Source organism: Geomesophilobacter sediminis (assembly GCF_016458275.1).
Lineage (GTDB): Bacteria > Desulfobacterota > Desulfuromonadia > Geobacterales > Geobacteraceae > Geomesophilobacter > Geomesophilobacter sediminis.
Genome location: NZ_JAEMHM010000002.1, coordinates 98,178 through 119,149 on the forward strand (window position 1 = coordinate 98,178; position 20,972 = coordinate 119,149).

The following is a 20,972-nucleotide window of genomic DNA, read 5'->3' on the forward strand; positions in this document are numbered from 1 at the left end:
TTCTTCCAGACACCAGCCCCCCGACCCCAGCCCCCGCCTTTCAATACACAAACGGAATCAGCCTGCGCACCCGTTTTCGGTATTCCTCGTACCCCGGGTACTGCTCCACCAGCCAACGTTCCTCCCGCCGCGATTTGATGTCCAGGAAAACGAAGATAACGGTCGCATATCCAATCGTCAGCCAACTCATCGCGAGCACACTCCAGCCGTAAGCCATGCAGATCACCCCGGTATAGATCGGATGCCGCACCAAACCGTAAGGACCGGTTTCGACCAGCTTCCCGCTTTCCTTGGGGCGGGGGAGGGGGGTAAGATTCCTCCCCAGGCGCAATGCAGCGGAAATCCCGAAGGTGAGTCCGACGCCGATCAGGAGCCCCGCAACGACGAGCGACGCGGCTTTCCACCGCTCGGACCAAAGCGGGATCGACGCCGTTTCCCGCGGGGCAAAGAAAAGCAACAGGAGCAGCAGGAACTGCATCGCGACGTACCACTCACCGCGCTTGCCTTGCCACCATTTCGTTTTTTCCGTCGGCAGAAACGTCACAAATTCCCCTTCAGGTATCCCTGACGCAACGGCTCCGGGAAGCGCTCAATGGCATAGCGGAGCATGGTGCGCGGCATCGACCGGTAGTGTTGACGGAGAAAGCTCTCTTCGGTTGACCGGTCCCGTTTGCCGATCTCGCGCAGCATCCATCCCACCGCTTTGTGGATCAGGTCCTCCCGGTCGTGGAGCAGTGTCTCGGCCAGTCGCAGCGTTTCCCCGAATTCCCCGCGCTTGATGTAATGGAAGCTCGCCATGATCGCGATCCGGCGTTCCCAGATCAGCTTCGACTGGACAAACTCGTGCAGCGGTGCCCGCGAGCGCTCCCTCAGGTGAGCCCCCACGACATGCTCGGCGGAGCAGTCGACCAGATCCCAGTTGTTGATCCGGGACGTGTTGGCGCAGTAGCCGCGATAGATCTCCTCGCGCAACTCGGGGGTGCCACGCTGGAAACCGTCGACCAGCAGAAGCAGTCCCAGGAATCGTGCCTCGTGGAGGGGCGATTGGAGCAACTGGAGTCGTTCGACAAGCGGCAGGGGGCGAAACTCCGGAATCAGACGCCGACACTGGGGGACCTTGAGTCCGAGAAATACGTCTCCTTCCCCGTATTCCCCCGACCCGGTCTTGAAATATCGCTGCATGATTTTCGCCTGTTCCGGGGCGGCGAGTTCTTGCAGCCGTTTGACTACCGTTTCAGCGTTCATCGACCATCCATTATTCATTCATTTTCAACCCTGCGGAATCTATCATATATGGGCGCCGCATTGAAAGAAAAGCATTGGAAAAGGCCGGGAGATAACTATTTCCTTCAAGGTTTTCCACTACCTACCGATACATGAAGAAAGCCCTACGTAACATAATCGAAGAATTAAAAGAGGAGAGCACCATGGGCCTTTTCGGCGGCGGACCCACCAGACAGGAACTCGACGAAAAAAATGCAGAGATCGCAAAGCTCGTGCAGATGCTCGACAACGTCGACAACATCGTGATGCTTTGCGACACCACTCATGACAACAAGATCTTCTACATGAATCGGCGTGCGAAGGAGCTTTTCAGCCAGCATCGCTCCCAGCTCAATGCCGGCCTGGCCGGCGCCGACGTGGCGCGTGCCTCCGGTGAGTCGATCCACCAGTTTCATAAGGATCCGGCCCGGATTCGTCGCATCTTCGGCAATCCCCGCAGCGATCTGCCCCACACCGCCGAAATTCCCATCGGGAGCGTTACCCTGCGGACCACGGCTTACCCGATCTGGAGCAGTACCGACAGTTCCAAGGTCCTTTGCTACATGGCTTGTTGGAGCGACATCAGCGCCGAAAAAGCAGTCGACGAGCACCAGCGCCGCGAACTTGCCCGCAAGGAATATCTCGAGAACCGGGTCACCCAGATTGCGACCGCCATGGAAGAAATGAGCATGACGGTCAACGAAGTGGCGCGCAACACGGTGAACGCCTCCGATGCCGCGACGCAGGTTGCCTCCAATGCCCGCGAAGGGCAGCAGGTGGTGAACCAGGCGGTGCACGAGATGCGGAAAGTTGCCGAGATCGTGCGCAGCTCCGCCGGTATCGTGGGGAGTCTCGGGACCAAGTCCGAGAAGATCGGTGAGTTCGTGAGCGTCATCAACGACATTGCCGATCAGACCAACCTCCTGGCCCTCAATGCTGCCATCGAAGCGGCCCGGGCCGGCGAGCAGGGACGAGGCTTCGCCGTCGTCGCCGATGAGGTTCGGCGGCTTGCCGACCGCACCGTCCAGTCCACCAAGGAAATCCGCACCATGGTCGATGAGATCCTGAAGGAGACCGCCTTGGCGGTTGATGCCATCGAGCGCGGCAAAACCGAGGCGGAGGTGAGCGAACAGTTGTCCAACCAGGTCGATGAGTCTCTCACCCACATCGTCTCCTCCATCGAGGAGATCGAACACCTCATTTCGCAGATCGCCACGGCCTCCGAAGAACAGGCGGCGACCTCCACGACCATTGCCGGCAACCTGGAAGAGATCATCCGGGGCGAGTAGTACCGCGCCGCGTTGATCGGTGATCGTTACCAAAAAAGAAGGCCCCCTTTTCCCAGCGGAAGAGGGGGCCTTCTTTTGTGCTGCTGCAAGGGCCGGAAGCCCGCTCAGTTATTCGAAGTCCCGCGCGTACAGGATCTTGCCGCTCAGCTCGCGCTCGATGCAGGCCTGGTAGGCAAGGGCCACCTTGTCCGCCGGCATCCCCTGGGAGCTTTCCTTCCCCATGGCAATGAGCGTTTCCTTCACCCAGGGCGGGCTTACCGCATTGAGGCGAACGCCGCGCTCCATCTCCATCGCTGCTGCCCGAACGAATCCCTCGATGCCGGCGTTGATCATGCTGATCGAGACGCTCCCCGGCATCGGGTGCTGCGCCAGAATGCCGCTGGTAAGGACGATGGAGCCGTAATCGTTGACGTAGCGCGTGCCGAGGCGCACCAGGTTGACCTGTCCCATCAGCTTGTTGGAAAGCCCCAGCTGGAAGTCGGCATCGCTCAACTCGACCATCGGACCGAATTTGGCGAGCCCCGCCGCACAGACCAGCGTATCGAACGTCCCCACGTCGTTGAAGAGCTGCTCGATCGACTCCTTCCGGGCGATGTCCACCTGGAAGTCACCGCTTTTGTTGCCGACCTTCACCACGGTGTGGTCCTGGGAGAGCAAATTCACCACAGCTGTCCCAATGGTACCGGTCGCTCCGATGACGATGATCCGCATAAGCGCTACCTCCTTAAGAATTTGAAAGCTTTCCTATCATACCAGAAAGGGTCTCAGAGATTGGCGTAGATGGTCAAATAAATGGTGTTTTCGCCGCCACTGCCAAAGCCGTGGGCGACACCCAGTGCCGGAGTGATCGTGAGCCAGTAGCCGATGGATACGTCCAGGCGCAGTTCCCCCCCGGCCCCCACCAGCGTGCGGTCACCGAGGTTGGTGATGTGGTCGTCCCACACGTGTGCGGCATCGACGAACACGGCGGTATGGAACTTCTCCAAGAATAACGGAGCGGTGCCGGGGCCGCTCATCAGGTTGCTCACCGGCAGACGATACTCGAGGGTGCCCTTGGCAAGGTACCGTCCCAAGGCGGAGCGGTCGGCGTAGCCGCGCACGGAATAGGGATTGAGATCGGACGGGACCCCGCCCACCGTCAGGGCCTGCTGGGGGGTGAGATCACCCTTTGCGGCGGCGCCGGCCAGATTCACATACAGGACGTGGTGCTTGAGCGCCGGGGAAGGCATCCTCAGAAATTCGCTGTAGGAGGCGCTGTACTCGGTGGAGTTGACGTCGCTTCCCAAGCCGCGCTGATAGCGGCGGACCTGCGCCGATACCAGGCGCCCCTCCTCGGAGCTGATCGAGTAGGGATACCGGAGGTTGCTCGCGTAGTCTACTCCGGCGTAGAAGCTGTCCCGCCTGCCCTGAAAGACATCTATTCCCCGAAACCGACCGTTAGGATCAAGCGAGCTCAGTGCCCGCTGGTCCTGCAGCCAATACCCGCCCTTCACCCGGTAGTTGGATTCGATGAAGTTCACCGGCACCGACACCTCGGCTTTGAACGCCCGGTTCAGTTCATAGTAATCGCCACCGCGCTGGAGCAGGTCGCCGTAGAGGAACGGCTGTGCGTATCCCTGGAGCAGGATCGTGGGATAGAAATAGTTGTTCAGATAGGTCAGGTCGTAGTACGCCCGGTTGCGCCCGGTACTGTAGTCTGCGCTGAGAAGAAACGTGTTGTAGCCCAGGACGTCCTGCCCGGCGGTGAAAATCCCCAAAGGCGGCATGTCGCTGCCGTCAAAGGTCATGTGGGGGAGCCAGAAATGTGGGTAGAGCGTCTTCCAGGGGGAATACGGCTTTGCTTCCGGCGTCTGCGGCGGGACCGGCTCCGGTGTCCCCGGCGGCAGGGCCTGGTTGAGCTGGCGCGGCGGCGGCAGGGTCGGGCCGCGCTGTTCGGACCACTTGCCGCGGTCGAGGTCGGTCGAGACAATGCTGTAGCCACGGGAGGTGTAGCTGGCGAGCAGGATGCTCTTGCCGTCCGGGGCCACCTCCGGGTGCAGCGCTCCCCCCAGCAGGTGAGTTACCTGGTAGCTCTTCTTTTCCTTCAGGTCGTAGGCAAAGAGGTTGAAGACGCCGGTCTCGTCCGAGACGTAGATGAGGGCGCCGCCGTCGCGGGTCCAGACCGGAAAGGCGACGTTGTGGTCGAGGGTGAGGGCGGCGCGGTCGGTGCCCGAGACGACGTTGTAGAGGTGGATTCCGGTATGCCCGGCATTGTCGGTGACCGTGTAGGCGATGGAACGGCCATCGGGAGACCAGCGCGGTGCCGAGACCCGCTGCATCTGTAAGTCGGTCGCCTGCCGCGGTGTCACCCGCGAGTATGCCGTCACGTCCGCCCGATCCAGGAGCACCAGGTTCTGGCTGCCGCGGTTACTGACTACGGCCGCGAAGGTCGTGCCGTCCGGGGAAAGGTCGACGTCATGCAGCCGCAGGCCCTTGGTCAGCCGCGAGGTGCTCTTGGTATTGAGATCGAAGGCGTAGAGGTCCTGGAAGATGTCGAAGCCGTTGGTGACTTCGGCCTGGCTGAAGTAGATGGTGTTCCCGTCCGGCGCCCAGGTCAGGCTCCCCCGATCGGACTGCACCCGGCGGAACTCCATGACGCGGTTACCCTGCCGGTCCGCGATCACTACCGTAGGGTGATCGTGCGGATCGTTGCGGTTGAAGGCGATGCGGCTGCCGTCCGGCGAGACGCGCGGGAAGGTCAGGTTCTCCCCTTCGTTGGACACCAGGCGCAGCGGCGTGTACGGGGCGCGGGACAAGAGAACGATGCGGGCGTCCTGTTCCCGGAACATCTGTTGCACCATGTCGCGGTAGAGCTGGGCGAAGTCCTTCCCGTTGGTCAGGCGTTCGGGAGGCGCGTTGATGAAGTAGGGAAAGCGTCCGGCCTGCTCCAGGCTCAGGGTGCCCAGCGCCTCTTTGCCATAGGTATCGGCAATGTACTGCTGAAGCCGGTAGCCATAGACGTACGGGAGGTTGCCGTCGGGCCAGTCGGGGAGCTCGCCGTTGATGCGGTCGATGCTGGGAATGTTGTTCTCGGCGACCGCCATGCGGTAGATCATGTCGAAATCGCTCGCCCGGCCCCGGCCGGCGCCGGTGAATTCCGTTTCCGCCCAGGTCGCCATCCCCTCGTGCCACCAACGGGGATTGAAGGTGTTGGGGGGCGCGGTGACGAAGAACAGCAGTTCGGAGAGCGGGTCGATGCTGGGCAGCGGCTTTCCGAAGATGGAGCGGGTGACCTTCGAATAGCCGCGGGCGGCGTCGGCGGTGAGCACATGTGCGTACTCATGGGTGATCAGGACCTTCAGCCAGTCGTCGTACTCACCGATACTGGAGACCAGCGACGGTGGGACGACCTGGAGGATGATCATGTTGTACGGGATGGTGATGGTCATGCCGTTTTCGAAGTCGGTATCGTCGATCAGGACAACCTGTGTCTTCTCCTGCGGCTCCCATTTGAATTCCCGCACCATCTTGGGATGGATCCCCTCGGCGGTAGCCGCCACCTTGCGCGCCGCCGGCTCCAGCCCCTGGTGGAAATGGATCGAGAAATGCGACGTCTCGATGGTGGAGAACTTGAAAGAGGTATCCATGACAGCGGCAAAGGAAAGGGATGCAGCGGACAGGACGAGCAGGATGGCGAGAACTACAGATTTCATGATGCCCTCAAATGCAATGCAGTGTGACAATAGTTGTTGAAATAGTGAAACTATTAGGACAGCAGGCTCCCACTCCTTCAAGGGGCGCGTGCAAGAGCACGGCTTGCGACGGGCGGGGGGAGGATGAGGTTCGTCAATTAACGACAAGCTCAGTGTCTGTTTCCGTGCGTCGCTCACTGACAAAGTGCACAGCATTAAAACATTAATATCAGGGGAAGGCAAGGGGGGAAGGGGGGGGCGAAATGGAGGGAATCTGAAGGTCAATAGTGATAGCGGGCTTGAAGGAAATCGATTTTATCGTCACAAACTATGTACACGATTCGATGCTCTTGCGTTAAGCGCCGTGACCATGCTCCAGAAAGGAGATTTTTCAGGGGTTCTGGCTTCCCGATGCCAGAAAATGGGTCTTTGATGATCGCTTCTATGAGTTCGAAAGCACGAAGTGCTGTTCTCCGGTCCGTCTTCACCCAATACTGGAGATCTTCACGGAACTCAGAATGGAAAACAGCCTCTCGCCGCTTAGCCTTCAAGGCCTAAATCCTTTTTGAGTGTTTCCACGGAAGTTGGCTCTCCTTCTCCATTTACCGCTCGTTGCAGTGCAGTCAGGAGTCGCTGAGCATTTTTCGGCGATCGAAGCAGATGCGCCGTTTCCATTAGTCCCTCTAGTTCATCAGCTGAAATTAGTGCTACCCGGTCTCCGTTGCGACGACCGATGATCACGATCTCCCTGTTCTTGGTTACTTCGTCGCATAGCCCGGCAAAATTTGCCCTGGCATTGCTATAGGTCGTTTTTAACATGAGCGAACCTCCGGAAAGTTGTACAGTAACACTGTACATGATGGGGGGTGCGTCATCAACGGAAATGTGAACCGGGATGCCCTTTCCCAACGCCTGACCTTTTTGGACATTCCCGCCATCATGCGCTACGATGAGCCAGTCATAGACCGAAGGTAAGGAGAAACTGCCATGGCTATCATCCGACAGATTGCCCAACTGGGACGGCCGGTGCTGCGCAAGGTGGCCGAGCCGGTAGCCGATCCGACCGCTCCCGAAATCGCCACCCTCGTTGCCGACATGCTGGCGACCTGCGAGGACGCCAACGGGGTCGGCATCGCGGCGCCGCAGGTCCACGAGTCGCTCGCGCTTTTCATCATCTGCCCGCGCCCCAACGTTCGCTATCCGGAGGCCCAGACCATCGAGCCGATCGTGATGATGAACCCGGAGATTGTCTGGAAATCGGACGAGATGGAAAGTGGGTGGGAAGGGTGCCTCAGCGTGCCCGGTATCCGCGGCATCGTTCCCCGCCACCTCGCCCTGCGGGTCCGCTTCACCGGGCTGGACGGCGTGCGCCAGGAAGCAGAGCTGTCCGGATTCATCGCGCGGATTTTCCAGCACGAATACGACCACATCCGGGGGATGCTCTACATCGACCGGGCCGACCCCCGCGAACTCGCCACCGAGAAGGAGTACCTGAACCTGCTCAGTTGAGTTCGTAGGTCGTGTTGAGGAACGAAACGCGACTGTACTCTCGGGTCCACCTTGGGAACGCAATTGCCGTCAAAGCTCCAGCTTCGTATGCTTCACGAAGCTGGAGCTTCGCATTTAAGGACGGTCCCTAGCTGGAGCTTGGGAACGAGGAATGTGGAGCGTCGCGTTTCGTACCTCAACGCGACCTACATGCTTCAAACAGGAAGACCCCATCCTCACCCTGTCCCTCCCCTTGAAGGGGAGGGAACCTGCGATCAACCTTCTTCCGTTTCCAACTCCGCCTCGGGAACCACGGACGCTCACCGGTCACTCGATCCCCGTCACCTCTTTCCCCTTCGGATATTCGATGGTTATCTCGTAGGTGATCCGCTTCTTTTCTCCCGGGGCGAGATTCACGGTCCAGATCTGCGTTCCGTCATTTTTCGCCACGCTTGGACGCGGTTCCGCCTCCGCCAGGCTCACCTTGATTTCCTCGTTGCCAGGGATCGGTAGCTGGTCCAGCACCTTCACGGTCACTCCGCGTTTTTTCAGGTTTTCCAGCTCCACGACACTGCGATAGCTGACCCGGTTGCTGCTGAGGAGCCCGCCTTCCTTGCGGACCTTGGTTGATTCGCGCTTGACCTTGATCTGGTGGTCGGCGCCGAAGAAGAGATCGAACTTCTCACCCGCGGCGATGGTGCGCAGGGTTTCCTTCCCGGTAAAGGTCGTGTCGTTGAAGATGTTGGCGGCGCCGGCTAGGAGCGGGAAGAGCGTATCGTTGGTCACCTCGGACTTCAGGTAAACGTGCTGGGAGAGCTTCGGGACGGTGATGAAATCAGCCGTTACCGGGAGATGGGCGACCGCGATGACCGTGGCCTGCTTGGTCCCGTCGGCCGGGATGTCCGCCGGGGCGACGATGTTGAAGAGGACCGAGCTCTGCCCCTCGCTCACCAGGGCGGACTGGGGGAGAGCAGGTTCCTGCGGTTCGGGCGCCGCCTCCGCCTCGGGAGCCGGAGCCGGCATAGCGGCGGCGCGGCCGGCGAGTTCCATCGGCATGGCGCTTTTCATCGCGGCGCGCGGCTCGTACATCATTGGACGAGGCGGCACGTAGAAAGAGACATGCCAAGGGGACAACTCGGGCGGAGCGCCGCCGATCTCCGGCGAAGCGGTGGACAGCGCCAGCTTCACGTTCTTCCAGTCCTCCCCGCTCTGCTGCCAGACCATGCCGCGGTAGGTAAGTTCCGCTTCCCTGCCATCGGCAGCCAGTCGGACGTCGTACGCCGGTTCCCAGCGCGCCTGGCTCACCACGTACGAGAGTTCGATGTCAAACAGCATCGCCTTCGTCGTCTCCACCGCGACCTCGACCGTCCGCACCTGCTTCTTCCGTTCACCGCGCGCCTGCTCCAACTGTTTTTTGAGCGCCGCGATCCGGTCGGTCAGCGGTTTCTTTTCTGCATCCGCCTGAAAGATCTGCTCCTCTACTTTTCCGGTCCCTTCCCCGACGAACTTCGCCGCCTCGCCGAGTTCCGCAGCCGTCGGTTTCCCTGCCGCGAGTTCGTGGGAAATCCTTTCGCCCCAGCCGACGCGGATCGACTCGATGAATGCCTTCTGGGCGACCAGCCCCTTGCGCCGGGCCTCGATCTTCTCGATCTTCTCTTGCAGGGCGCGGATTTGGTCTTCCAGGTCGCGGATGTTCTTTTCCGCGATCCGCTCGACAAACACGTTTTTTACCGTCAGGCCGGAAATGATCGCCTTGCCGGTTCCTTTGCCTTCCGCACGCAACGAGTCTTCGGCCAGAAACTGGGGGAGGGCCTCGAAGGTGATCAGGTTGATTCCGGGGCTCAACTGCAAGGAGGCCTTGCGGGTAACCTGGGCCCGGTCTGCGAAGACCGTGACCGCGGTAATGCGGGAGTCGGCGGTAAGCCGGACGTCGGCGCCGGCGGCACAGGGGAGGGCGAAGAGAAGAACGGTCCAAAGGGCGATGCGGAGCTTCATGTTGATCCTCCTGAAAAGCAAAAGATGTATCGCAGGTGGGGCTGGATGTTGGGAATAAGATCGAGATCCGCGCGGTAACCACCCTCTCCCTCTGGGAGAGGGGCGGGGTGAGGGGAATTGCCACGAAGAACCTTCCCTCACCCGCCCTCCGGGCACCATCTCCCAGAGGGAGAGGGCATCATATGAGGATGACGTTGATCGGCTTGTTCACTTGAAATAGTATCCGCCGGTGTAGGCGCCGAGCACCTTCTCTAGGTGTCTCTGCACTCCATCGAACAATTGCAAAGTGGTGTCGTTGGGGTTCTGGCAGTAATAGGCAGACTTGTCGAAGTTGTAATAGATGCGGCAGGCAAAGGGACGGACCTGGTAGATGCCGCAGTTCCTTTTACTGAGGTTGAAGAAGGGGCAGTACCCGGATTGGTCGCTCCGTTTCGGAAGCAGATCCAGTACCCGCCGTTCGTACTCGAATACATCGGGGCCGCACTTACAGCATTTCCCCGTGTTGCATCCCTCCTGTGCCGCCTCGCCTTGGCAGAACGAATGCGGATAGACCGCCCGCGCGAAGCGGTCGGCGGCACGGTACAGAAAGGCAAGCTGCCGTCCCTGGTCCGCCCCCGCCCGTTCCACCGAGAGGATCCGCCGCTTGAGCCGATCAATCTCGTGACTGATGATCTGTTTCCTCTTCGATTGTGCTGATGACATAGCTTCTATGACAACCCCTGTTGACTCTGTTTGGCCGGCTCGTCATGCTGTGGGAGCGCCATTTCTGGCGCGAGTAATCTAACACACTTTTTCGATGACTTGCTCTTACGGGTGGATCACCTGAAATCGCACATCGCTTCAGCCACCGCGGCATCCAGGATCTTGTCGAGGAGGAGGTTCACGTTGCGGATTTCGTACTCCCCCTCGCGCATGCCGAAACTCTTGGCGACGTGCCGGCTCCAGACGATCTCGCCCGATTCCACCGCGACCATGCGGAGGGTGAAACCGACCGAGACGTAGTATTTGTCGACCGTGTAGGTTCGGGTCTCGGCGGGAACCGTGACGATGGTAGGTGTCTTCTCCCCGGGGGGGAGGGGCATCAGGTCCGTCTTGTCCCGGGAGTACTTGTACTCGAACGGCTTTACCTCGACCTGGTAGTTGGTGACTTCTCCCACGATTACCGCGTCGGCCCCGAGCATCCGGCCGGCTTCTTTTGCTGTCTTGGTGTCCACGAGCCCGGACATCCCCAGTTTCAATTCCTGAATTACCTTGTCGATCCGGTTTCGCTCCACCAGGTCGAAGCGACCGGTTTCCATCAGGCCGGCGGTGAACGGTCCCACGACCTTTTCGGAAGCGTCGGGGGAGGCGGTGCAGTTCTTCAGCTCCAGCACCGCTACCCGCTTCATGCCGTTTAGGCGGGGCCGCTGCGCCGGCTCCCGGCACTGGCGCACCTGCAAAGCGGGCGGCAGTGAAGGTGCCGTCGCACAGCCGGCGGTGAGGGCGCTAACGGTTGCGAGAAATACCATGGACCATTTCAGCATGATTACCCTTTGTGATGCCTTCAGTTTCGATAGATGGGAATGAAAAACAGTCTGATCTCGACTTTGTCGTTCACCCGGCGCAGCCGGTACAACTCCAATAACATCGAGAAGAAGGTTTCTTCGCGGCCCGGGGCCGTCGTCTTTTCATACTCGAAAAAGGGGCGAAACCGATTCAAGTAGTAACCCGGGTGATCTTCGTTGCGATAAAGGCCGAACAGTCCGATCGTCTTGGTGCTCGCCGGCGCCTCCTCGTGCCGGTAGAGCCACCACAACACGGAGTACTCGCTTGTCTGTGCCTCCCGGTCCTGGGAGGAGTTGAAGAACAGTGGCAGCAGCGTAAAGGAGGAGCGGTTCCGGTCCGAGGACTTCCACACCAGCGGGAAAAGAAGAAACCGTTCCCGGTCCCGTTGGCGGTCGGTATGCAGCAGAGGAAACAGCGTGAAGCTGCTGGCATCCCGGGACGGACTGCTGCTCCAGGAGACCAGCGGCAGCGTGTGCCGGGTGCTCTCCGGCGTCACATGGCTCCAATAAAAAGGGAAGATCACCCGGTCCCTGTTTTCAGGATCCCAACTGTTCCAATAGAAGGGGAGCACGAAGGTGTTGCCGAAATCCGGGCCGCGGGTGTAGGCGAATAACGGGAGGAAGCGCCCGGTGCTTTCCTCGGGGCCGGAGCCGGCCGAAAAGAGGGGCCAGAAAAGATGGTGCGAGCGGAAATTGGCGACCCGGTCGTATTCGTAGCTGTAGGGCCACACCCGCACCTTTTCGCGCGCCGGATCTTCTTCAAACGCAGTCAGCGGCCAGAGTACCGTGCGGTACCGGTGCCCGGTGGCTTCGTCGTAATCGCTGTAGTAAAGGGGCGGAATCTTGGTGAAGATCCAGAGCGGAACCACGCTCTGCCACTCGGTTTTCCCCTGGGTCTTATCTTCGTGCCGGCGAGCCAAAAGCGGCCACAGGGTCATGTCCCGCCGCTCGCCATCCTCCCGTATCGAACAAAAGGGTAGGAGATCCCACTCCTTCTTTTCCGGACTTTTGTAGTCGTAGTAGAGCCGCCCGAAAAGCGCCTTCTCTTCGGTATCCCCTTCGGTGCTTTGTATGTAGAAGGGCCAAAGGACGCTGCGGTAGGCGGTTCTTTGCGCCTTGTTGGCGCGGTCGATATAGAAGGGCCACAACACCGACGTCGTCTCGGTCCGGTCCTCTTCCTTCTTGGCAATGTAGATCGGCCAGAGGACCGAGGTATAGGAAGTGTCCTTGCCAGGGTTGTCGCGATGGTAATAAAAGGGCCAAAGGATGGAGCGGTAGTTCTCTCCATTCTCAAAGGTCGTGGTGTAGAACGGAATGAGTTTGGTGGTGCGGTAGGACGGACCGGTTTCGCGCCGCCAGTAGGAGGGGAAGACGTACCGCATCTGGTCGGCATCGCTTTTCCGATCGAAATAGAAGGGGATTACCCCGGAGTAGCTGCTGCCGTTCGCCGTGCCCCAGATTGCCGAGGGGAAGGCAAAGGTCTCATTGGCGCCCAGGCTGTCCTCACGGTTGAAATAGAAGGGGAGGTAGCTGGTGGTGTGGACGCTGGTTCCATCCTGGTAAGTGCTCCAATCCAGCCAGACGGTCGGGAAGTAGTAGTGCAGGTTGCGTTCGGGAGTGGTCGTCCGGAAATAGAACGGGAACAGCGCCTGTAAGTTGGCGGCCGGCTCCAGTTCCGACCCCTCCGCGACATAGTCCAGATACGAAGGGAAAGCGTAGATGAACCGTTTCCCTGGTGCCGTTCTTTGCGCATAGAAGGGGAAGACGGCGCTCCACCGGCTCTTATCGGTCTCGTCGCTGCTCCAGAAAATCGTGGGGCCGACGAACCGGAAGGTACTTCCCGCATCGTCAATCCCGCAATAGAAGGGTACGAGGCAGAGGCTTCTTTCATCCGGGGGCTCGCCCACCGTCCCGGCTTCGCGCCAGCCGATCAACGGCCACAGGACGTGACGATACCGCTCGTACCTTTCCGACGCTGAGCTCGTGCCCGATTTCGGATCGAAACGAAACGCCGGCGCGGTCTTGTCCCGGAAGGCGAAGAACGGCCAGATGACGTCCAGATCCGTGCCGTGCTCGGTGTGCTGATAGCCGGTGAAAGGCCATAAAAGGCTGAAGGTGGAAATCTTGCCGTTGGTGGTCTTCACCTCGGTGAACGGGCGGGCCAGGCTGTAGCGGCTCCCGAGCGCATCCTCGGCATAACCGGTGAACGGCCAGACCAAATCCAGTTGCTTCAGCTCACCGTTTTGTTTTTGGTAACCGGTAAAGGGCCAGAGGAAGTCGACGGTGGCACGGTCCCCCTTCCGCTCCGTGCCGAGCAGCGGCCAGATCGGGTAGTTGGTGACGTTCTCCCGGTCCGTTTCGTAAAACCAGAGCGGCCCGAAGACGTACTGCTCCTTGGTTTGCGTCACCTTGCGGTGGTAGTAAAGCGGCCAGGAGCGCTGGGGCCTATCCGTGAAGTCGCTCGCGTCGGTGCTGGAACGACGGGCAGAGGTGGGAGCGGGGGGTGCTGTTGGAGCTTGAATCGGCGCGGCAACGGCCTTTTCTGATTCAGCCACTGGGGGAGGGGAAGCCGGTTCAGTTTGAGTAACCGTCACAGCTTCGGGTAGGGGCGCAACATGCTGCGCCCGCACCGCAGGTGCCGATGGCGCCATTTCCCCGGTCAACGAAGGTTCGGCAGCAGCGACAGTGACCGCCGCCGGTAGCAGCACAGCCGCTACTACTATCTGGAGCAAAATGGAGCACAATACGCGGTGGGTAAAGCACAGGTTTCGCACGGGGCCCTCCGTTTCATGTCATAGCAGGTAAATCGATTAACAGAGTCGTAACAATAACATACTCTAAGGAACACCACCTTGAAATTTTTCTGATACAGCTTGGAGAAGGAATCACAGATCGATGAAACGATTGCAGTCCGTAGTGAGGAGAGATAGTGCGGTACCCATTTTTTCTATACAGAGTCTTTCTAGGCATGCATAGCTTGGCTGAAGCGAGAGACCCGTGCCGAGATCAATTATGGGAAGTGCGCCTCATCTCTGCATTCCCTTTTGGAGAAAGCAGTGGAATTGACATGCGGACAAAAATGTCCGAAAATGAGTCAAATGAACGGTGCCGAATTCGTGAAGAAGGTTAAAGCGGCTGCCAAGAAAAGGGGGCTTCCTTGCACCCTTGATTTTTCGCGGGATAAAGGAAGCCATGCAACGCTCTATGTCGGTGAGTGATTCACGATCATTAAAGACAGAAAAAAGGAAATAGGCCCGGGGCTGCTCGCATCGATGCTTGCTGACCTTGGTCTGACGAAGGAGGAACTCCGGTGACAGCGTATCGTTATTCCTGCAACATCACCTGTGATGAGGCCGGTTTCCATTTGGTCAAATTCCCCGATCTTCCCGGTGCGGCTACCGATGCCAAAAGCAGAGAGGAAGCTCTCGATGAAGCAGAGGACTGCTTGGCTGAGGCGGTGGCGGGTTATCTTGTGCGACGGGAGCGTGTGCCGGAGGCGACGGCGAATGAAGGCGATGCTTTTATTTCCCTGGATCCGCTGCTGGCAGCAAAAGCTGCTCTGAACAATGCCATGTTGGATGCGGGGATTTCACGAACTGAACTTGCTGCCCGTATGGGAGTGGATGAGAAGATGATCAGGCGCCTGCTGGATCCAAAACACCAAAGTCATATCCGTGCCGTACTGCGAGCGGCGGCTCTGCTCGGGTTGAAGGCAGAGGTGAGGTTTCGAAGGGCGGCGTAACACCGATAACTCAGAGGACAATTTATCGCGCCAGGAATGGCGCTCCCACCGGGTTGGCAACTGCCCTCCTGTGGGAGCGCCATTCCTGGCGCGATTTGTTTTCCTACCATTTCGGCGGCGGGGGGGAGAGGAGGGCTAAGAGTTCTTCGGCGGTGACCTTGGCGCTCAGGTCGGTCTCTTCCAGAAGGCTCTCCGCCAGGCCCCGTTTTTGCTGGTGCAGGTCCACGATCTTTTCCTCGACCGTCCCCTTGGTCACCAGGCGGTAGATGGTCACCGGGCGCTGCTGCCCGATCCGGTGCGCGCGGTCGGAAGCCTGGTCCTCCACCGCCGGGTTCCACCACGGGTCCAGATGGATCACGTAGTCGGCCGCCGTAAGGTTCAGTCCCACCCCGCCTGCTTTCAGGCTGATCAGGAACAGCTCCCCTTCGCCGGCCTGGAAGGCGTCGACGCGCCGCTTGCGCTCCGCAGACGGGGTGCTCCCGTCCAGGTATTGATAGGAAATCCCTGCCCGCTCTACGTACTCGCGCACGATCTGCAGGTGATCGACGAACTGGCTGAAGACGAGCGCCTTGTGCCGGTTCTCCCGCAGCTCGTCCATGATCTCCCCGAACGCGGTGAGCTTGCAGCTGGAAATGGTGCTCTCCGGCATGACCAGCCGCGGGTTGCAGCAGGCCCGGCGCAGGCGCATGATCTCCGCCAGGATCTTGATGTGGTTCTGCTCCTTCCCGTCCACGCTGTTCAGCCCGGACAGGTTCACCATCGCGTTTCGGCGCAGCGCCTCGTAAAGTGACGCCTCCGCCTCGCTCATCTCCACCTTCAGCACGATCTCGGTGCGCGACGGGAGCTCTTCGAGCACCTGGCTTTTGGTCCGGCGCAGGATGAAGGGCTGGATCAGCTTCTTGAGCCGCGCCCGTGCCTTCTTGTCCTGGGTCTTCTCGATGGGGGAGGCGTACTTCACGTTGAACTGCTTGAGCGAGCCTAAGAGACCCGGGTTGATGAACCGGAAGATGTTCCACAGCTCGCCGAGGTGGTTCTCGATGGGGGTCCCGGTCGCCACCATCTTGAAGGCTCCTTTAAGCTCCATCGCCGCCTGCGAACGCTTGGTGGCCGTGTTCTTGATCGCCTGCGCCTCGTCCAAAACGATTCCCTGCCACTGCACCAGGGCGAGAAGTTCCGCCTCCTGCTGCAAAAGTCCATAGCTGCAGATGACGAGGTCGAACGGCTTTAACTGCTCCAGGCACTCCTTCCGGTTGCCGGGGCCGAAGGGGATCACGTTCAGGGTCGGCGCAAAACGCGCGGCCTCGCTTTCCCAGTTGGTGCAGACCGAGGTCGGCGCGACCACCAGCGACGGGCCGTGCTCGGCCATGGTCAGGATCTGGGCCAGCGCCTGCACGGTTTTGCCGAGCCCCATGTCGTCGGCAAGACAGGCGCCGACGCCCCAGCGGGCCAGCCGGTTCAGCCAGGCAAAACCTTCCTCCTGGTAGCCGCGCAACTCCGCCCGAAGGGTGCTCGGCACCGCCGGGACGAACTCCTCCGCCTCGCGCAGCCGACGCACCTGGCTGCGCCACGACTCGTCCACCTGCATCTCGCCGACCTCATCGAAGAACTCGCTGAAGACGCGCGACGCCAGCGGATGAAAGCGCAGTCCCTTGCCGTGCGGCTCGGCATAGGCCGCCAGGTCGTCGAGCCGCTTCCGGAGCTGGTTGCTGAGCGCCAGGAACTCGCCTTCCCCAAGCGGAATGAAACGCCCCATCCCCTCCTGCATCAGGCGCAAAAGCTCCTGGAGGTTGAGGGTGAGGCCGTCGTTGACCCGGACCTCCCCCTCGATCTCGAACCAGTCGCGGGTGTGGCGCAGGGTCATGCGGCAGTGTCCCATCGAGGCCTGGTGCGCCACCTTGAAACGCGCCCCTTCGGGCCAGGCGACCCGCACCTGGTCGCCCAGTTCCTGGAACTGCTCCAGGAGCTCCAACGCCTTCTCGGGGTCCGGCACCAGCCAGCGGTGATCCTCGTCCTCGAGCCCTTCCAGGACGGTGAGCTCGGATAGAACCCGCAGGGCCTGGCGCACTTCGAGTTTCAGGTCGCGGCGCGCCTGGAGTTTCTTGCCGTCCAGCTCCGCCAGTACGGTCTCGCCCCCCGAGCCTGGGGCAAAGTAGGGTCCCGCATCGGCGAAAGGCCGCACCAGGAGCTCCACCTTCACGCCGTGCTGATAGGGGAGCAGATGGAAACAGGGGGTCGTGTCACCGGGAACCGTGTCTCCCGCCCCACCGACGTCGGAATGGACCACAACCAAAGACGAGAGCGCCCGTACCGCCTCCAGCGCCTTTTCCTTAGCTGCCGCCGGGATGCGCAGACCCTCGCCCAGGATTCCGGAGATCTTCCGGTACTCGTCCTTTGCCTCGTAGACCCGGATCCGGTTCTGGCTTTCGCGGACCAGGGCGATCTTCTTATCCTTCTCGAACTGGGGGAACAGGGACATGGTGAGGGTGTCTCCCTGTGCCGCCAACTGGAGTTCCGGTTCGCCCGAAAACAGTTCCAGGCGCACCTGCGCCGCCGGATCCAGGTAGACGTCGGGATGGCCGACCAGTAAAAGCAGTGCCTGCTCCAGGTCCAGCCGATAGACGTCCCGGCCGTAGTAGCCGTACCCGAGCTCGTGCTCCGGCTTGATCGCCTGGCAGACCAGCCGGTCCTGATCGGAAAGAAAATCGATGTCCTTGGTCTCCAGGGCCAGCCGCTTCAGCGCGACGTTGCGCCCCGCGGTCCACTTCCCGGTCGCGGTCTGCTTCTGTTCCCGCGGCTGCAGCTCGATAAACCGCCCGTGGTCCTCGAAATACCAGATCAGCCGGGACTCCGAAGCGGGCTTCGCCCCTTCCTTTTGCTCCGGCTCGTTCAGCTTGATCAGGGCCGAGAGCGCTTTTTCCCAGATCTCAGCACGCTTTACGACGTCGATCAGCGGGACCAGTCCGCTTTTTTTGTAGGTTGCGCGGAGCTTGGTGCCTGAAGGCGGGGAGGCGCCGCAGGTCGCCGCCGCGATTTCCATCTCCCCGGCCAGGTAGAGGTATCCCGCCTCCCGGGCCTGGCGGGCCAGCCCGATCAGTTCCTCCCCCTTTTCCCGGGCGCGCGGCGACCCGCTCCAGTACAGCGCCATCGCCTGAAAGAGGGGCGCCAGCGGCAGCGTCGTGTTTTTGTGGGTGCAGAGGATTTCGATGATGTTTCGGGCCGTGCCTTCGCCGCTGATGTCCTGGATGGTCATCGCCAGAAGCTGGATCAGGTCTTCCAGGGGCCATTCCCGCCTGCCCTGGACGAAATCACAGTGCTGCCTGGCTTTGGCAGCCAGAGCGGGATCGCCGGTGGCGATAAGAGCCAGGATGAAACAGGGGCCGGCAAGGTTGGTGAAGAAGGTCCGGCGCTTCCCGGTTTCCTTCTTGATCAGGACCAGCGCGTCTTCGAAAAGTGCCGCCGCTTCCTGGTACCTTCCTTGCCGCAACGCGACCAGGGCCAGCACGCTTCTGCCGGAGGAGTGGGGGAGGCCGTGGGCAAGCTGTTCCGCCTCATCCAAACGGTCCCGCAGCAAAAGTTCCAGCGCGTAGATCCCTTTCTCTTCCGCCGACACCGATCCCTGCTCGACCAGGTCAGTCAGTGCGGCGAAGGGCTCCTGGGCTTGAACCAGCCGGACGGCGGTGCCGGAGAAGAGTTCCTTCAGTGTGGTCGTGGCCAGCGGCACCGGCAGGGTCCGGAACCAGGCGGCGTCGAAAGGATCGGTGCAGATCTGCACGAACGGGTGGGGCTGCAATGGGGAAAGGGAGAACTGCTTGGTAAAGGCGTCGAGCAGTTGGAAGGCGTAGTCGGCATCGCGGCGATAGAAGGCGATCCTGAGATCGCGCAGGGCAAGCTTGCTGGAGCGGTAATAATTGCTCCCCCAGGTACTCGGGATCTCGGTCTGGATAACCCGCGCCAGGTCGGCGAAATGGCCCTCGGCGGCCGAGGCGAAGGTAACATGGTGCATCATGGCTGGAGCGCAGGTGAATCCTTCGTAGGACACGATCACCAGCCGCAGGCGCTTCAGCCGATCCAGCGTTTCTTTTACCGCATCTTGCGTGTAGGCCTTGCCGTCAGCGTCGCGCATCCCGAACTTGCGAGTGCAGTTCAGGATCGACGTCTTGGAAATCGGGGCGTAGGCCACGGAAAGGAGCTGGAGCACGGCCCGGTCCGCCGGACGGAGATCGTTGTAGTTTCGAAGCAGCAGGGCGTGAGTATTTTCTACGGGAGATGCCGGCACGTGGTCCACCAAATATACAGAATCAGGTTGTTATCTAGCTGGGCTTGTCGTCGTCGACCGTTATCTGGTCCTTCAGGTAATTGACCAGCCGCATCTGCCCCTCGATGAACTTGAGGTTGAAGCGGCTTTCGTAGAGGAGCAGGGCGCTCGCGGCGAAGAGGAAGAGTCCGCCGAAAAGGGCGATGCCGGTCGGGGCCCAACTGGTATCGGGGCCGCCGAAGGCGACGTTCATGGCAATGGCGATGCTGGAAGCGATGAAAAGGGCGGTGGCGGTGTAGAGCGCGGAAAGGGCTCTTTGCAGCAGCCGCCCCCGGATGCCCTGGATCGCCATCAGCTCGGTGACGTGCTCCAGGCGTTCCCGCGGATGGGAAAGCCGTTTGGCCGCGATCCCCTCCACTTCTGCTTTAAGCGCGTTCACCCGGTCGAAGACCCGCCCCAGCCGGCCGGAGGTCGAGAAGATGAGCGTGCCTGAGGCGGAGATGAGGACCGCCGGGGTGATCATGGACGTGAGAACCTTGCTGCTGGAAAGCGCTTCGAGAATCTCCCGGTCGTGCAACAGCATGTGGAACTCCTTGGGTGCCATGAAAGAGTGAATGCAAGGTATTAAATCAAAACAGTAAAAGCAGGTGTTATATCAGCGGGGCTAATCCCGGTAGCGCCGGACCAGGTCCCCGTAGGCGTCGATGCGTCGGTCGCGCAGAAACGGCCAGATGCGGCGCACGTCTTCGCTGCGCTTGGGCTCCAGATCAGCGATCAGGAGCTCTTCGTTCTCCTGGCCCGCCTGTGCCAGGTACTCTCCCTGCGGCCCGGCGATGAAGCTCGATCCCCAGAACTGGATGCCCGCGCCGACCCCGCTGGGATCGGGCTCGAAGCCGACCCGGTTGACGGAGAGGACGGGAATCCCGTTGGCCACGGCGTGAGAGCGCTGGATGGTGATCCAGGCCTCGCGCTGGCGCTCCTTCTCGGCGTCTTCGTCGCGCGGGTCCCAGCCGATCGCAGTCGGGTAGATAAGGAGATCGGCCCCCGCCAGCGCCATCAGCCGCGCCGCCTCGGGATACCACTGATCCCAGCAAACCAGGACACCGAGGGTTCCCACCGAGGTGCGGATCGGCTCGAAACCGAGATCCCCCGGGGTAAAGTAGAACTTCTCGTAGAAGCCGGGGTCGTCCGGGATATGCATCTTGCGGTACTTGCCGGCGATGCTGCCATCGCTGTCGAACACGACAGAGGTGTTGTGGTAGATCCCGGGAGCCCGGCGTTCGAAGAGCGAGGAGACGATGACGACCTTCAGCTCCGCAGCCAGGGCGCCCAGGAACTCGGTGCCGGGGCCCGGGATCGGCTCGGCGAGCTCGAAGCAGGAGGTGTCCTCGGTCTGGCAGAAGTAGCTGCCGGCGTGGAGCTCCTGCAGCACGACCAGTTTCGCCCCCTGGGCCGCCGCCTTGCGGATGCCCGCCGCACTCTCGTCCAGGTTCTCCTGGCGGGTCGGACGTACCTTCTGCTGTACCAGTGCCACTTTCAGCTTTTGCATCGAACTCTCCTGAATCTAGGTAACGATGTGTTTTAAAGTCCCCCTTTGAAAAAGGGGGATTTAGGGGATTTGGTTTTTAGGCCCTTTTGAGAGTCGCATTCGCTGCTCTGGGCTTTGCGGACGGCAAAATCTCAAAAGCAAATCCCCCCAGCCCCCCTTTGTCAAAGGGGGGGGAG

The 20,972-nt window shown here is 60.7% G+C and carries 16 protein-coding genes; 3 read left to right on the plus strand and 13 right to left on the minus strand.

What is annotated here, in order from left to right:
* Nucleotides 1-40: 40 nt before the first annotated feature.
* Nucleotides 41-544, minus strand: a complete 504-nt coding sequence (locus JFN93_RS02170; RefSeq protein WP_328753419.1) for a methyltransferase family protein — start codon at nt 542-544, stop codon at nt 41-43.
* Complete coding sequence (locus JFN93_RS02175) at nt 541-1,245, minus strand: DNA alkylation repair protein (protein WP_199382352.1); 705 nt, start codon at nt 1,243-1,245, stop codon at nt 541-543. Before JFN93_RS02175 ends, JFN93_RS02170 begins: the two co-directional genes overlap by 4 nt.
* Before the next feature lie 182 nt (nt 1,246-1,427).
* Here JFN93_RS02175 and JFN93_RS02180 point away from each other — a divergent pair, with 182 nt between their 5' ends.
* Nucleotides 1,428-2,552 (plus strand): methyl-accepting chemotaxis protein, encoded by a 1,125-nt coding sequence (locus tag JFN93_RS02180; RefSeq protein ID WP_199382353.1) that lies wholly within the window; start codon nt 1,428-1,430, stop codon nt 2,550-2,552.
* A 108-nt stretch (nt 2,553-2,660) separates the two neighbouring features.
* Here the strand turns inward: JFN93_RS02180 and JFN93_RS02185 are convergent, their stop codons facing one another.
* The 4 genes from JFN93_RS02185 to JFN93_RS02200 form a co-directional block, all read right to left on the minus strand.
* The gene (locus JFN93_RS02185; protein WP_199382354.1) at nt 2,661-3,263 is read right to left on the minus strand and encodes a short chain dehydrogenase; all 603 of its coding nucleotides are present in this window, start codon (nt 3,261-3,263) and stop codon (nt 2,661-2,663) included.
* A gap of 53 nt (nt 3,264-3,316) precedes the next feature.
* Nucleotides 3,317-6,244, minus strand: a complete 2,928-nt coding sequence (locus JFN93_RS02190) for a BamA/TamA family outer membrane protein (RefSeq protein ID WP_199382355.1) — start codon at nt 6,242-6,244, stop codon at nt 3,317-3,319.
* Nucleotides 6,245-6,504: 260 nt separating this feature from the next.
* Nucleotides 6,505-6,774 carry a Txe/YoeB family addiction module toxin gene (locus JFN93_RS02195; RefSeq protein WP_199382356.1) on the minus strand — a complete coding sequence of 90 codons (270 nt, stop codon included), beginning with the start codon at nt 6,772-6,774 and terminating at the stop codon, nt 6,505-6,507.
* Nucleotides 6,764-7,042 carry a type II toxin-antitoxin system Phd/YefM family antitoxin gene (locus tag JFN93_RS02200; RefSeq protein ID WP_199382357.1) on the minus strand — a complete coding sequence of 93 codons (279 nt, stop codon included), beginning with the start codon at nt 7,040-7,042 and terminating at the stop codon, nt 6,764-6,766. Before JFN93_RS02200 ends, JFN93_RS02195 begins: the two co-directional genes overlap by 11 nt.
* Nucleotides 7,043-7,210: 168 nt before the next feature.
* Between JFN93_RS02200 and def the strand changes: the two genes are divergently transcribed.
* Nucleotides 7,211-7,732, plus strand: a complete 522-nt coding sequence (def, locus tag JFN93_RS02205; RefSeq protein WP_199382358.1) for a peptide deformylase — start codon at nt 7,211-7,213, stop codon at nt 7,730-7,732.
* 306 nt (nt 7,733-8,038) lie between these two features.
* Here the strand turns inward: def and JFN93_RS02210 are convergent, their stop codons facing one another.
* The 4 genes from JFN93_RS02210 to JFN93_RS02225 form a co-directional block, all read right to left on the minus strand.
* Nucleotides 8,039-9,706 carry a mucoidy inhibitor MuiA family protein gene (locus JFN93_RS02210; RefSeq protein WP_199382359.1) on the minus strand — a complete coding sequence of 556 codons (1,668 nt, stop codon included), beginning with the start codon at nt 9,704-9,706 and terminating at the stop codon, nt 8,039-8,041.
* A gap of 207 nt (nt 9,707-9,913) precedes the next feature.
* On the minus strand, nt 9,914-10,408 hold the full coding sequence (locus tag JFN93_RS02215) for a YkgJ family cysteine cluster protein (RefSeq protein ID WP_199382360.1): 495 nt from the start codon (nt 10,406-10,408) through the stop codon (nt 9,914-9,916).
* Nucleotides 10,409-10,524: 116 nt separating this feature from the next.
* The gene (locus JFN93_RS02220) at nt 10,525-11,229 is read right to left on the minus strand and encodes a CsgG/HfaB family protein (protein WP_199382361.1); all 705 of its coding nucleotides are present in this window, start codon (nt 11,227-11,229) and stop codon (nt 10,525-10,527) included.
* A 20-nt stretch (nt 11,230-11,249) separates the two neighbouring features.
* Entirely contained in the window at nt 11,250-13,805 is a 2,556-nt protein-coding gene (locus tag JFN93_RS02225; RefSeq protein ID WP_199382362.1) for a hypothetical protein, read from the minus strand.
* Between the two features lie 755 nt (nt 13,806-14,560).
* On the opposite strand from JFN93_RS02225, the gene JFN93_RS02230 reads away from it, so the two are divergent.
* The gene (locus tag JFN93_RS02230) at nt 14,561-14,992 is read left to right on the plus strand and encodes a type II toxin-antitoxin system HicB family antitoxin (RefSeq protein ID WP_199382363.1); all 432 of its coding nucleotides are present in this window, start codon (nt 14,561-14,563) and stop codon (nt 14,990-14,992) included.
* A 103-nt stretch (nt 14,993-15,095) separates the two neighbouring features.
* Here JFN93_RS02230 and JFN93_RS02235 read toward each other — a convergent pair whose 3' ends face one another.
* The 3 genes from JFN93_RS02235 to JFN93_RS02245 form a co-directional block, all read right to left on the minus strand.
* Nucleotides 15,096-19,268 carry a DEAD/DEAH box helicase gene (locus JFN93_RS02235; protein ID WP_328753428.1) on the minus strand — a complete coding sequence of 1,391 codons (4,173 nt, stop codon included), beginning with the start codon at nt 19,266-19,268 and terminating at the stop codon, nt 15,096-15,098.
* 34 nt (nt 19,269-19,302) lie between these two features.
* The gene (locus tag JFN93_RS02240; protein WP_199382364.1) at nt 19,303-19,830 is read right to left on the minus strand and encodes a DUF2721 domain-containing protein; all 528 of its coding nucleotides are present in this window, start codon (nt 19,828-19,830) and stop codon (nt 19,303-19,305) included.
* 81 nt (nt 19,831-19,911) lie between these two features.
* Nucleotides 19,912-20,796 carry a carbon-nitrogen hydrolase gene (locus JFN93_RS02245; RefSeq protein ID WP_328753430.1) on the minus strand — a complete coding sequence of 295 codons (885 nt, stop codon included), beginning with the start codon at nt 20,794-20,796 and terminating at the stop codon, nt 19,912-19,914.
* Between the last annotated feature and the right edge of the window lie 176 nt (nt 20,797-20,972).

Coding starts and splice junctions, on each gene's coding strand:
- JFN93_RS02175 (WP_199382352.1), bottom strand. CDS start 1,245: ATGAACGCTGAAACGGTAGTCAAACGGCTGCAAGAACTCGCCGCCCCG.
- JFN93_RS02180 (WP_199382353.1), top strand. CDS start 1,428: ATGGGCCTTTTCGGCGGCGGACCCACCAGACAGGAACTCGACGAAAAA.
- JFN93_RS02185 (WP_199382354.1), bottom strand. CDS start 3,263: ATGCGGATCATCGTCATCGGAGCGACCGGTACCATTGGGACAGCTGTG.
- JFN93_RS02190 (WP_199382355.1), bottom strand. CDS start 6,244: ATGAAATCTGTAGTTCTCGCCATCCTGCTCGTCCTGTCCGCTGCATCC.
- JFN93_RS02200 (WP_199382357.1), bottom strand. CDS start 7,042: ATGTTAAAAACGACCTATAGCAATGCCAGGGCAAATTTTGCCGGGCTA.
- def (WP_199382358.1), top strand. CDS start 7,211: ATGGCTATCATCCGACAGATTGCCCAACTGGGACGGCCGGTGCTGCGC.
- JFN93_RS02210 (WP_199382359.1), bottom strand. CDS start 9,706: ATGAAGCTCCGCATCGCCCTTTGGACCGTTCTTCTCTTCGCCCTCCCC.
- JFN93_RS02215 (WP_199382360.1), bottom strand. CDS start 10,408: ATGTCATCAGCACAATCGAAGAGGAAACAGATCATCAGTCACGAGATT.
- JFN93_RS02220 (WP_199382361.1), bottom strand. CDS start 11,229: ATGCTGAAATGGTCCATGGTATTTCTCGCAACCGTTAGCGCCCTCACC.
- JFN93_RS02240 (WP_199382364.1), bottom strand. CDS start 19,830: ATGCTGTTGCACGACCGGGAGATTCTCGAAGCGCTTTCCAGCAGCAAG.
- JFN93_RS02245 (WP_328753430.1), bottom strand. CDS start 20,796: ATGCAAAAGCTGAAAGTGGCACTGGTACAGCAGAAGGTACGTCCGACC.